11 protein-coding genes and 1 pseudogene are annotated in these 11,657 nt (G+C 69.2%); 6 read left to right on the top strand and 6 right to left on the bottom strand.

Annotated elements, in window-relative coordinates:
* Positions 1-683 precede the first annotated feature (683 nt).
* Positions 684-1,676 carry a hypothetical protein gene (locus tag Q0M60_RS11170; RefSeq protein ID WP_296819338.1) on the top strand — a complete coding sequence of 331 codons (993 nt, stop codon included), beginning with the start codon at positions 684-686 and terminating at the stop codon, positions 1,674-1,676.
* 27 nt (positions 1,677-1,703) lie between these two features.
* On the opposite strand, the gene pth is transcribed toward Q0M60_RS11170, so the two are convergent.
* From pth to Q0M60_RS11145, 5 genes and pseudogenes are all read right to left on the bottom strand, one after another.
* A complete protein-coding gene (gene pth / locus Q0M60_RS11165; protein ID WP_296819335.1) occupies positions 1,704-2,321 on the bottom strand; it encodes an aminoacyl-tRNA hydrolase in 618 nt (205 codons plus the stop codon).
* 161 nt (positions 2,322-2,482) lie between these two features.
* Positions 2,483-3,091 (bottom strand): annotated as a pseudogene (locus Q0M60_RS11160) (50S ribosomal protein L25/general stress protein Ctc); the annotation flags it as partial.
* A 132-nt stretch (positions 3,092-3,223) separates the two neighbouring features.
* Positions 3,224-3,880, bottom strand: a complete 657-nt coding sequence (locus Q0M60_RS11155; protein ID WP_296819330.1) for a hemolysin III family protein — start codon at positions 3,878-3,880, stop codon at positions 3,224-3,226.
* A gap of 96 nt (positions 3,881-3,976) precedes the next feature.
* Positions 3,977-5,032, bottom strand: coding sequence for a hypothetical protein (locus tag Q0M60_RS11150; RefSeq protein WP_296819328.1), 1,056 nt, complete (start codon positions 5,030-5,032; stop codon positions 3,977-3,979).
* Between the two features lie 79 nt (positions 5,033-5,111).
* Positions 5,112-6,047 carry a ribose-phosphate pyrophosphokinase gene (locus Q0M60_RS11145; protein ID WP_296819327.1) on the bottom strand — a complete coding sequence of 312 codons (936 nt, stop codon included), beginning with the start codon at positions 6,045-6,047 and terminating at the stop codon, positions 5,112-5,114.
* 158 nt (positions 6,048-6,205) lie between these two features.
* On the opposite strand from Q0M60_RS11145, the gene Q0M60_RS11140 reads away from it, so the two are divergent.
* Positions 6,206-7,045 (top strand): outer membrane protein assembly factor BamD, encoded by an 840-nt coding sequence (locus Q0M60_RS11140; protein ID WP_296819325.1) that lies wholly within the window; start codon positions 6,206-6,208, stop codon positions 7,043-7,045.
* Between the two features lie 35 nt (positions 7,046-7,080).
* On the top strand, positions 7,081-8,781 hold the full coding sequence (gene recN, locus Q0M60_RS11135) for a DNA repair protein RecN (RefSeq protein ID WP_296819323.1): 1,701 nt from the start codon (positions 7,081-7,083) through the stop codon (positions 8,779-8,781).
* On the opposite strand, the gene Q0M60_RS11130 is transcribed toward recN, so the two are convergent.
* Positions 8,778-9,581 (bottom strand): DUF1206 domain-containing protein, encoded by an 804-nt coding sequence (locus tag Q0M60_RS11130; protein WP_296819340.1) that lies wholly within the window; start codon positions 9,579-9,581, stop codon positions 8,778-8,780. The two genes, recN and Q0M60_RS11130, sit on opposite strands and share 4 nt — an antisense overlap.
* A gap of 77 nt (positions 9,582-9,658) precedes the next feature.
* Here Q0M60_RS11130 and Q0M60_RS11125 point away from each other — a divergent pair, with 77 nt between their 5' ends.
* From Q0M60_RS11125 to Q0M60_RS11115, 3 genes are all read left to right on the top strand, one after another.
* Entirely contained in the window at positions 9,659-9,820 is a 162-nt protein-coding gene (locus Q0M60_RS11125) for a hypothetical protein (protein ID WP_296819320.1), read from the top strand.
* Positions 9,817-11,379, top strand: a complete 1,563-nt coding sequence (locus Q0M60_RS11120; protein WP_296819319.1) for an EAL domain-containing protein — start codon at positions 9,817-9,819, stop codon at positions 11,377-11,379. The genes Q0M60_RS11125 and Q0M60_RS11120 overlap by 4 nt, the downstream gene beginning before the upstream one ends.
* A partial coding sequence (locus tag Q0M60_RS11115) for a hypothetical protein (RefSeq protein WP_296819317.1) occupies positions 11,376-11,657 on the top strand: 282 nt, incomplete at its 3' end. The genes Q0M60_RS11120 and Q0M60_RS11115, both read left to right, overlap by 4 nt.

The raw sequence follows: 11,657 nt of genomic DNA, 5'->3' as shown, positions 1-11,657 counted from the left end.
CAGGTAGCGGGCGTCGTCGATGAGGCGGTCGAGAAACTGGTCGAAGCTGAGCTTGCGGGACGGGCGTGGGCGCATGGGCGACCTTCGGGTGCGTGGGGACGGCTCCGCGCCTTGCGGCTGCGGAGATTGGGGCGGGCGGCGGAGCGCCGGGCCTTCGCCCGGAGACCGATGAGTTTGTGTGTTTCGGCAAAGGAGACGCTCCGCCGCGGATGTTTTCCCGAAGCCCCTGCTGGGCGCCCTTCGTTAGGGGCTACGCAGCTGTTCCGGCCCCGGACGGCGGGCCCTGGCGCAGCGACCAGGGTCCCGGACCCGACGGGTAATCCGCCCCGCCGCTCAATCCGCTCATCCGCATCCCGCCGCCCGCAGGGTCGCTGGCCACGCGCCCTCCCCGTGCGACGGGACAGGGGCAATGTGCGGCCCTTTTCGAGGGCGGGGGTTTTCGACTCGATCTTTCGGCCGAACCCCCGCATCTCGCGTCATCCCGGCCGCAGGCCCGAAGGGCCGAAGAGCCGGGACCTGAACGCAGGCGGCGCAGAGGTGCTTGGGCCCCGGATCGCTCGCTGCGCTCGCGTCCGGGGTGACGGCGGAGCCGCAGCGGCGTCGCGAACGCACCCTTCGATGCGGGGACTCAATCCGCGAGGCAGCCATTTGCCACTTCGAGTGGCGCATGGTTGGAATGGCCCATGCGCTTCGCACCGGTTCTTTTGCTGCTCCTATGCTGGCTTTGCACGGGCTGCGCACAGGAGCGGCCGTGGCGCGAACCGCCGGGGCCACCCGATCCGGAGCGTGTCTCTCTGGCCGCGATACAGGCCAATCCCGCAGCCTTCCACGGACAGTTCGTCGAGACCCAGGGAGTGATCGCCACCGAATACCACGATCGCCAGCTTTTCATGAGCCGCGAGGATTACGATGGTTATATGGACTTGAACGGACCATCGCTGGCGATCGACGCGCCACCTGATGATCCGGAACTGCGTCCCTTCGAAGGTGAAGCCGTAGAGGTCACGGGCATTTTTTTCGATGGTGCTTCAGGCCATCTCGGAGGGCAACGCGGCTTGATCGTGGTGAAAAGCATTCGCGAACTGCCAAGCCGCAGTCAGCTCGATTTCTTTCGCCAGCGATACATACCGCCCTTCTTGGCGCCGTGGTTGGTCCTCATCGGGGTGGCTGCCTTGGCTGTGGGCCTGCTCGCAACGCGCTTACTGGCTGTGCGCAACGTTCACCCCTCGGGCGGTTTTCGTCGCGCGCTCTTCTTCGTCGGGGTGATGATCACCGGGATCGCCTTGGTAGAGTGTTGGGCTGTATCGGGCCTTTTGGATCTGGGCTTCCGCCCACCAATGCCTCTCCTGGTCTCCGCGCTTGGCACTTTCGGTCTCGGCATGGCCGGTGTGCTCGGACTGTGGTGGACGCTGTGGCGGGGCCGCTATGTGTTCTGCCTGTCGTTCATGGCGCTGGCTTTGGCCACGCCGATCGCACGCGAGGTCAGTCGCTTCGACACCTGGAGATATCAGGTTGTCTATCCGTTCTCGCCGCAGGGGTGGGACGTAACATGGGAGGCTGACACCTGGCCGCCTGACCCCATGCCGGAGCCCCTTGACCTGGAAGAGGCTGGCTATCCGCGCTCTGTGCTTTCCCGACCGCCGGCTACTGAGTCCGACGAGACCTCTACGAACTAGCTGGCCTCTCCCGCAGCCGCGATGGACCTATTCCTCCCGCGCGGCCTTCCTGGGGTCGGCTTTGGGGGCGGGCGCCAGGCGCATGACCTCGGCCTGGTAGCGGTCGTCGTCGCCGATGGCGGCGAAGGGCAGGGCGCGGGCGCAGGCGTCGAGCAGAGCGTCCCGCCAGGGAAGTTCGGCCTTCCAGAAGTCGCCGAGCACCCACGGCATGACGAGTTCCTTCTGGCCCGGGTGGCCTACGCCCAGTCTGGCGCGGCGGAAGTCGGGGCCGATGTGGCTGGCGATGGAGCGCACGCCGTTGTGGCCGGCAGCGCCGCCGCCGGTCTTCATGCGGAAACGGCCCTCGGCCAGGTCGATCTCGTCATAGTAGGCGATGACGTCCGCCGGCACGGCCTTGAAGAAACGCATGGCCTCGCCGACGGCGCGGCCGCTCTCGTTCATGTAGGTCTGGGGCTTGAGCAGCAGCGTCTTGACCGGGCCGCGCTCGGTGGGGATCTCGCCTTCGCGCGATACGGACTGGAAGCGCGCGCGCTCAGGGCCGAAGCGCCATTCCTCGGCGATGGCGTCGATGGCCATGAAGCCGATGTTGTGGCGGTTGTTCTTGTACTTGGGCCCCGGGTTTCCGAGGCCGGCCAGGATCAGCATGCCTGCTCCAGATAGGAAAACGGCCCCGCCCTGATTGCAGGACGGGGCCGCTGATTTCCAGCCTCGAAGGCGGTTTAGCCTTCCGAGGTTTCCTCGGCGGGGGCTTCGCCTTCGCCCTCGGCGGCGGCTTCCTCGGCCGGAGCCTCGGCGGCGGCCTCTTCGGCGGCGGCGGCGTCAGCAGCCTCGTCGGCGGCTTCGGACAGGGCGGCCGACGACGTCTTGATCGAGGCGATCACGAAGTCGCGGTCGGTGATGATCGGGTGAGCGCCTTCCGGCAGCTTGATCTCGGACATCCGGATGGTGTCGCCGAGCTTGTGGTTCTTGAGGTCGACGACCAGTTCCTCGGGGATCTGGTCGGCGCGGACCATGATCTCGACGTCGTGGCGGACGATCTCGAGCGAGCCGCCCTGACGGAAGGCCTCGCACTGGTCCTGGTTCTTGAAGTGGACCGGGATGGAGATCTTGACCGGGGCCTTCTCGTCGACGCGCATCAGGTCGAAGTGCATCGGGCGGTCGGTGACCGGGTCGAACTGGATGTCCTTGGCGATGACCGGCTGGGTCTCGTCGCCGTACTTCAGCGTCACCAGGTGGCCGAGCAGCTTGCCGGTATAGAGCGACTTGCGGAAGGCGCGCTCTTCGACCGCGATGGCCACGGGGGCCTTGTCGCCGCCGTACAGGACGCCGGGGACCTTGCCGTCGCGGCGGGCCGAACGGGCGCCGCCCGTGCCGACGCCTTCGCGGACTTCAACGTTCAGGATGATCTCGGCCATGCGGCTAGCCTCAAAACGAAACCGCCGCGCAGCCGCGCGGCGGGGGGTCTGCGACCCGTGAAATCAAGAGCGCGGCTAGATACACGCTTCGCCTTGCGGGCGCAACAGGGGGAACCCGCTCGAAAAGGTCGGTCAGGAGGCCGGTCTCGAAATGACCGCCAGCAGGACCGCGACCCAGTGGACCGCTGCGGCCACTACGACGTGGCCATGCCAGATGGCGCGCCGGAAGCGCAGCGCCTTGCGGCTGTAGAAGGCGACCCCGAGCGTGTACAGCAGCCCGCCGACGCCGAGCAGGATCAGCGGCGCCAGGCCCAGGTTCTGGCGAAGCGGTTCCAGCGCCACCACCATCAGCCAGCCCAGGATCAGGTAGACGGCGATCCAGAACAGCCGGCCGAGCCCTGGCAAGAACAGCTTGGCCAGGATGCCTACGCCAGCGATGGACCACACCGCGGCCGTCATGCCCCAGGACCAGGCCCCCTCGAGGTACTGGGTCGTAAAGGGCGTGTAGGAGCCTGCTATCATCAGGAAGATGCCGGCGTGATCGAAGCGTCGCAGCAGCGGCTGATAGGACGCCGGCGCGAAGTTGTAGGCGGTCGAGAGCGCCAGCATGGTCAGCAGGCCGACCGCGTAGATGGAGGCTGCCGTCAGGCGCTCGACGTGGCCGAAGCCGATGGCCAGCCCCAGCAGCATCCCGCCGCCGACCAGGGCGAGCCCCAGGCCGGTGAGATGGACGATCAGGTCGGCGAGCCGCTCGCCGGGATCGCGATAATGGGGCAGAGCCTCGGACATGTTTCCCCGTTAGTCGCGATGCGGCGACGCTAGCGGGAGATGTTGACCGCCTGACCCAACGTCAGTCCAGCCAAGCCTGCGGACCTGGGTCGCGGACTAGTTCGGCGTCTGGGCGTCCGAGCTGGTCGCGTCGGCCGAGGCCGTTTCGACCGAGGCGGGCTGGGCCATCAGGACGGGCGACTGCAGGATGGGGGTGACCGTGCCGGCCGCGTCGACGACGCACTGGGCGGTGTCCATCATGATGTGCTGGCCGAGGCAGAAGATCTCCTCGTAGTGCGGGCGGGACGCCGCCAGGCACTGCATCATCATCAACTTGGAGAAGTTCAGGCAGTCGGCGCTGACCGGCTCGTTGAGCAGGGACTCGGTCGTCGCGCGGGCGTCCTCGCCAGCCTGGCCGAGGGCGGCGAGCGCGGCGATGGCCAGGCCCCGGATCACGGCCTGGGTGTAGGGCGGGCCGGCCTCGGCAGGCTGGACAGGCAGGCCTTCGCCGCTGAGGGCGGCCTGGAGCAGGCGCACGGATTCGTCGGCGTTGGGGTTCAGCGGCGTGGCCGAAAGCACCCGGGCGCGCTCCAGCCGGGCGTCGCGATCCGTGACGTGCTGGGCCGACCAGCGCTGGCGCTGGACGTCGTAAGCGGTCTGCTTGACGGCGGAGCCGGCGTTGTAGACGCCTTGGCCGTGGCTCTGGATCTGGGCTGCGATCAGGCCGGCGGCTTCGCGAGCGCCGGGCAGCTGGGCGGCATAGGCCGGGTCCGCCATGATCTGGCGCACCAGGGTGTCCCGGTTGGCCGGATCGGCGGCCAGACCGCGCACGCCGTTGACGAACTCAGGCGACTGCAGTGCGACCACGGCGGCGTAGGCGACCATGCCGCGCGAGAGCTGGGTCGGCTCGTAGCTGGCGGCGCGCATCAGGGACTGACGCACTTCGTCACCGTTGGCGAAGCTGGAGGAGATCTGGGCCGCGTCCTGGACGTAGGCCAGGTAGACGGCGGCGGCCTCGGCCACGCCGCTGTTCAGAGCGAGCGCGGGCAACGGCGGCGGCGGGGGAGGCGGCGGCGCGACCACCGGCTCGGGCGCCGACTCGCAGGCCGAGAGCAGCATTCCAAATGCGACGGCGCCGACCAGCGACGCGCGGCGAGGCGAAAAGGTAACCATTTGGCCGACCCCGATGCACAAGCGTGGCCGTTAGGCCACTTGCAGACATCATAGCGCCCTCAAAAGAGTTGTTCGACGCTTAATCGAACAGTTTGGAGACCGATTCCTCGTTCGCGATGCGGCGAATCGCCTCGCCGATGAGCGGGGCGACCGGGACGCGGCGAATCTTCGGGCAGGTCTCCGCCTCGTGCGAAATGGCGATGGAGTCGGTGATCACCAGCTCCTTCAGCGGGCCGTCGGCGACCCGATTGACCGCCGGGCCGGATAGCACGCCGTGGGAGATGTAGGCCGAAACCTCGGCCGCGCCCTGGTCCATGAGGGCCTTGGCGGCGTTCACGAGCGTGCCGCCCGAATCGACGATGTCGTCGAACAGGATGCAGCGGCGGCCCGAGACCTCGCCGATGATGTTCATCACCTCGCTCTCGCCGGCCTTCGGCCGGCGCTTGTCGACAATCGCCAGGTCAGCGTCGAGGCGTTTCGCCAAGGCCCGGGCGCGGACGACGCCGCCCACGTCGGGCGAGACGATCATCAGGTCCGACGACTTGGCGTAGTGCTCCTTGATGTCCTGGGCCAGGACGGGAGTGGCCAGCAGGTTGTCGGTCGGGATGTCGAAGAAGCCCTGAATCTGGCCTGCGTGCAGGTCCATGGTCAGAACCCGGTTGGCCCCGGCGCGGGTGATCAGGTTGGCGACCAGCTTGGCGGAAATCGGCGTACGGCCGCCAGTCTTCCGGTCCTGACGGGCGTAGCCGAAGTAGGGCATGACCGCCGTGATCCGCCTGGCCGAGGCCCGGACCAGGGCGTCGGTGATGATCAGCAGCTCCATCAGGTTGTCGTTGGCCGGGGCGCTGGTCGACTGGATCACGAAGACGTCCTCGCCGCGGACGTTTTCCTCGATCACGGCGAAGACCTCGTTGTCGGCGAAGCGCTTCACCTGGGCCCGGGTGAGGGGCATGTCGAGATGGTCGGCGATGGCCTGGGCCAGAGGCTTGTTGGAGTTTCCGGCCAGCAGTTTCATCGCGCCATCCTTTCGCCCAAGAGCGACCGCTTCTTGGCGGGGCTTCTATAAGGGTCTCGGCCGCCACGCCAGCGGTTGGCGGGTCACAGGCGCTCGTGTAGAAGCCGAGGTTCGTCTGGGGCCCGAACCTGTTCGGGGCGTGCGAGAAGGTGTCGCCGGTGAAGTCAGTCTCCGTTCGCAGCAGCGTGGTCGCCGTGGTGCTGGCCGGCGCGATGTCAATCGCGCTCGCCGGGTGCGTGGGGTCCCGCCCGAGCCAGCCGCGCCTTCAGTATCAGGAGCGTCCGGTCGAGGTGCTCTATTCGGTGGGCCTCGAGCGGCTGGATCAACGGCGCTTCTCGGAGGCTGTCCAGTTCTTCCGCGAAGTCGAGCGCCAACACCCCTATTCGCCCTGGTCGCGCCGGGCGATCCTGATGCAGGTCTATGCCCAGTATCAGCGCAACAACTACGAAGAGGCGATCGCCGCGGCCGACCGTTTCATCCAGCTCTATCCGGGCAGCCCGCAGGTCTCCTACGCCTATTATATGAAGGCGATCTGCTACTTCGAGCAGATCGTTGACGTGGGCCGGGATCAGGCGGCTACGCAGCAGGCGCTGGTCGCCCTGACCGACGTGGTCCGTCGCTTCCCCTCGACCCAGTACGCCACCGACGCGCGGGTCAAGATCGACATGGTCAATGACCAGCTGGCCGGCAAGGAGATGGAGATCGGCCGGTGGTACCTGCACCGCGACCAGCCGCTGGCCGCCATCGGCCGCTTCCGCCGCGTGATCGAGCAGCACCAGACGACCTCGCATACGCCCGAGGCGCTGTACCGTCTGGTCGAGGCCTATCTCACCCTGGGCCTTACCGAAGAAGCCACCCGCAACGCGGCGGTGCTGGGTCACAACTTCCCCGGCAGCCGCTGGTACTCGGACGCCTATGTGCTGGTGACCCGCGAGGGCGGCCAGCTGGATGTCGAGCCCGAGGAAGAAGGCTGGCTGCGCCGGCTGATTCCGGGCTGACGACTTCCCCCCTCCGAATCCTCTAGAAGCGGGACATGCTGACCGGCCTGTCCATTCGAGACCTTGTGCTCGTCGAGGCGCTCGACCTGGAGTTCGGGCCGGGCCTGACGGTGCTGACCGGCGAGACCGGGGCCGGCAAGTCGATTATCCTGGGCGCGCTGGGTCTCGCCACGGGCGGGCGCGCCGACGGCGGGCTAGTGCGCGCGGGCGCGGCAAACGCGTCGGCCACGGCCATCTTCGCGGCGCCATCCGATCATCCGCTGTGGGCCACGCTGAACGAAGCGGGCATCGAGGCCGACCCGGGCGAGGACCTGATTCTGCGCCGCCAGCAGGGAGCCGACGGCCGCTCCCGCGCCTTCGTCAACGACCAGGCGGTAAGCGTGGCGGTGCTTCGATCGCTCGGCGAACAGTTGATCGAGGTCCATGGCCAGCACGAGACGGTCGGCCTGCTCGACCCCCGGACCCACCAGGATCTGCTGGACGACTGGGCGGGACTGGCCGACCGCGTCGCGATCGTGCGCGAGGCCTGGGAGACGCGGGCCGTAGCGGCGGCTGAGCTTGAACGGCTAAAGGTGGCGGCGGCTAGGGCGGCCGAAGACGCCGAGTTGCTGGCCGAACGGCTGGCGGAGCTGGACCAACTCGATCCGCGCCAAGGCGAGGAGACGGCGCTGGCCGAGGAGCGGGCCTTGCTCGGCGCCGCCGAAAAGGCCTTGGCGGACCTGGATGCGGCGCGCGAGGCGCTGGGCGCGGACACCTTGTCCCAGAAGCTGGCCTCGGCCTTCCGGGGCGTGGAGCGAGCGCGCCAGCGCGCGGCCCAGGCCGGTGCGACCGACGGCAACCCGGTGATCCAGCGGCTGGCCCAGGCCGAGGAGGCGATCGACCGCACCCTCTCGGAAGCCCAGGAGGCCATCGAGGCGCTGGACGCCGCGGCCCAGGCCTTCGACTTCGAACCCGGGCGGCTGGAGAAGGCCGAGGAGCGACTGTTCGCCCTGCGCGGCCTGGCCCGCAAGCTGGGCGTGGCGGTCGAGAACCTGCCGGCCGAGCGCGCCCGCATCTCCGGCGAGCTGAACCTGATCGAGGACGGCGCCGAGGCGCTCCGGCAGGCCGACGCCCGGGCCGCGGCGGCCGAAGAGGCCTATCGCAACCAGGCCGAGGCCCTGTCCGCGGCGCGAACGGAAGCGGGGGAACGCCTGTCGGCGGCGGTCCAGGGCGAGCTTGGGCCCCTCAAGCTTGAGAAGGCGCGCTTTCGCGTCGAGGTCGAGACGCTGGACTGGGACAAGGCCGGGCCGCGTGGGCGTGACCGGGCGACGTTCCAGGTCCAGACCAACCCGGGTGCGCCCTGGGGCGGGTTGAATCAGATCGCTTCCGGTGGCGAGCTGGCGCGGTTCGCGCTTGCGCTGAAGGCGTCGCTGGCCGGCCGAACCCACGGCGTCCAGCCGGTGATGATCTTTGACGAGGTCGACCAGGGCGTCGGCGGCGCGGTCGCGGACGCCGTGGGCCAGCGCCTGGCCCAACTGGCCGAGGCCGCCCAGGTCCTGATCGTCACCCACAGCCCTCAGGTCGCCGCCCGGGCCGGCGCCCACTTCAAGGTCTCCAAGGCCGAAGCCGACGGGGCCGTGCGCACCCGGGTCGAGCAGCTCGACGCTCGACGCCGCGAGGAGGAGCTTGCCCGCATGCTCGCCGGCCGGGAGGTGACGGAGGCCGCCCGCGCCGCCGCCCGGGCGCTCCTGGATTAGGCCAGTTCCTTGGGCGGGCGGATGCGCCGCCATCGCGCCTCGACGAAGGCGAAGGCGCCAAAGGCGATCAGGCCGGCGGCTGTCAGCCCCAGCGCGAAGGCGCCGCCGGGTTGCGCCTCGAGAGCGTTCAGGGCACCGCCGAAACTGGTGACCGGCTCCGGGCTCTCGCGCAGGCCGGCCAGCACCACGAAGGCCGCGAGCGGGAGATAGGCGAAACCACGCGCGGCGTAACCGACCCGGGCCAGGGGCGCGACGCGCCTGCAAATCGCTTCGGAGCAGGCGAGGCTGCCTGTGAAGTCGTCGCGCAGCGCCCGCACAATATTGCCGACGCCCAGGGCGAGGACGGCCAGCCCGACCAGCAGCACAAGCCATTGTCCGAAAGGGAGGGCGAGAAGCTGCGCGGCCTTCTCCTGGTTTTCGGCGACATCTTCGGCTTCAGAGCGGGGACCATACTCGTCGAGGTATTCGAACACCGTCGCGCCGAGCAGGCCGTAGAAGACACCACTGAGCGCCTGGCCGGCGCGGGACAGGTAGCCTCGCCAATCGCGTCCTTGATGGTCAGCGTCGAACAGGCTCTGGATCAGCCGCCAGACGACGAAGGCCCACAGGCCCAATCCCAGAAGCAGGAGCCATAGGCGGCCCAGGGGCTGGCCCGCGAGCCAGCCTGCAGTGCCCGAGGATCCGACGGCGGAACCGATCCGATCGGTAGCGGCCAGGAGCGCAAAAACACCCACCGAAAGGAAGACGAAGCCCCGCGCGCCATAGCCGACGCGTGCGGACCATTCGACGGCGTCCCGCAGGTCCCAGCTTCGACGCGCGGAGCGGCGTCCTGACGATCACATCGGCCTGGACCCGCCGCCGCAAGGTGGAGCGTCGCGTGCATCGCATCCGGCTCTACACGGCCACGCACCTTGCCGGCGTGATGGCCGATGCGGGGCTCGTCGTCGAGGCGGCCTACGACGGCTTCTCGCTCGAACCGCTGCGACGGGAATCGCACGAGATGCTGCTCGTCGCGCGCCGCGAGTCGGCTTCGCGATGACCAAGCGCGACCGCACGCTCACCCGCGTCGCCACGACGGGACTCGTCGGCGTGATCGTGCTCGCCATCGTCTTCACGGTCGTCCTGTGGCGTGGCTCGATCGGCGCCGACGAGCGGGCGGTGGGCGGCCTGGCCAACGCCCTCGGGGCGCGCGCCGAATCGATGATCGTGGATGCACGCACGCTGCTCCAGGACTTCGAGCGGCTGCCGCACGCGCGCTGCAGCCCGCAACACCTCGAGGCCCTGCGCGACGCCGCGATGGGGCGTCCGCACATCCGCGCGATCGGGTTCTGGCGCGCCGCGGACCGGCAGTGCGGCGTGGGCTTCCTCACGGGGCCTGGCCTCCGGCCGCCGCGCGCCGACCGCATCTACGACTCGGGCGTCGTGGCGTGGTGGCCGAGCCCAGCAACCGAGGTCGGTGGCATCCAACTCTTCCTCATGCGCTTCGGCGACCACGACGTGGCCATCGATCCGCACGCGCTGCTCGACGTCGGTCCCCTCGAGGGACGCGAAGCGGGGTTGTGGGTGGAGGGCCTGCGCCTCACGTCGCGCCCGGCGGGAGTGGCCCTGCCATCGCCGACGGCGCTGCCCGTCGGCCTCACGATGGACCGCGAGCGCTCGCGGGCGATCTCGCGGTTCTCCCGCAGAGGCGAGATGCCGATCGACATCGTCGCCGTGGAGCCGCTGGAGCAGTTCTGGACGCGCTACCGCAGCATCGTCTTCCTCGGCGCCGGTGCCGGCGTCCTGGTGCTGTCGCTCTGGCTCTACCTGCTGCTGCGCTACACCCGCTACAAGTTCAGCCGCGCCACGCAGCTGCGCGAGGCCATCGCGAAGGGGCGCATCACGGCCGTGTACCAACCGATCATCGAGCTCGCGACCGGCAAGTGCGCGGGCGCGGAGATCCTCGCCCGCTGGACCACCGAGCGCGACGAGCCCGTGCCGCCCGACAGCTTCGTGGCCCTCGCCGAGCGCGAGGGTCTCGTCACCGACCTGACGCTCGCCGTGCTGCAGCGCTCCCTCCGCGAACTGGGACCCTGGCTGCACGAGCATCCCAGCCTCACGATGGCGCTGAACCTGGGGTCGCAGGACCTGCACGACCCGCGCTTCGCCGAGGGACTCGAGGACTCGCTGCTCGGGGCCAACCTGCCACCGTCGTCCTTCAAGCTGGAGATCACGGAACGCGCCCTCGTGGACGCCGACCTCGCGCGCAGCCGCATCGCTGAGTTCCGGGCGCGCGGGCACGCGGTGGCCGTGGACGACTTCGGCACGGGGTACTCCAGCCTCACGTATCTCTCCACGTTCGCATTGGACCAGCTCAAGATCGACAAGACCTTCGTCGAGGCCATCGGCACCGGCGCCGCTACGAGTCACGTGGTCGTGCACGTGATCGAGATGGCGCAGTCGCTCAACCTGCGCATGGTGGCGGAGGGTGTCGAGCAACCGGCGCAGGCGGAATGGCTGCGCGGGCAGGGTGTCGAGTTCGGGCAGGGCTATCATTACAGCCGACCTATCGGAGCCGAGGAATTCAAGGCGTTCGTGTCGCGCCGGGGAATCGCATGACCGTTCGTATCGCCCTCTTCCTGTGCATCGGGCTGCTCGCCGGCTGCGCCGGTCGCCCGCCCGAGACTGCTGCGGCGCCCGGGCCGGCCACCGCGGATGCCGGCGCTGCGCCGACCGCCGCGGCGTCACCCGCCGTGCGCGCCCGGCCCTCCGGCGTGGTGGACGCGGCGGGTCTCGAGTCGGCGCTCGCCGCGCGACGCTACGCCATGGTCGTCGCCGGCGCGCGTGTGCCGCGTGAGGAAGTCGGCTACTACGTGGACATCCAGGAGGCACGATTC

The sequence above is a fragment of the Brevundimonas sp. genome (genome assembly GCF_024711105.1).
Lineage (GTDB): Bacteria > Pseudomonadota > Alphaproteobacteria > Caulobacterales > Caulobacteraceae > Brevundimonas.
The sequence above is the reverse complement of the archived record's forward strand: the minus strand, read 5'-3'. Positions and strand labels throughout refer to the sequence as shown.

Bases quoted from the DNA above. Each gene is read 5' to 3' on its own strand.
- Q0M60_RS11170 (WP_296819338.1), top strand. From the start codon at position 684: ATGCGCTTCGCACCGGTTCTTTTGCTGCTCCTATGCTGGCTTTGCACG.
- pth (WP_296819335.1), bottom strand. From the start codon at position 2,321: ATGCTGATCCTGGCCGGCCTCGGAAACCCGGGGCCCAAGTACAAGAAC.
- Q0M60_RS11155 (WP_296819330.1), bottom strand. From the start codon at position 3,880: ATGTCCGAGGCTCTGCCCCATTATCGCGATCCCGGCGAGCGGCTCGCC.
- Q0M60_RS11150 (WP_296819328.1), bottom strand. From the start codon at position 5,032: ATGGTTACCTTTTCGCCTCGCCGCGCGTCGCTGGTCGGCGCCGTCGCA.
- Q0M60_RS11145 (WP_296819327.1), bottom strand. From the start codon at position 6,047: ATGAAACTGCTGGCCGGAAACTCCAACAAGCCTCTGGCCCAGGCCATC.
- recN (WP_296819323.1), top strand. From the start codon at position 7,081: ATGCTGACCGGCCTGTCCATTCGAGACCTTGTGCTCGTCGAGGCGCTC.
- Q0M60_RS11120 (WP_296819319.1), top strand. From the start codon at position 9,817: ATGACCAAGCGCGACCGCACGCTCACCCGCGTCGCCACGACGGGACTC.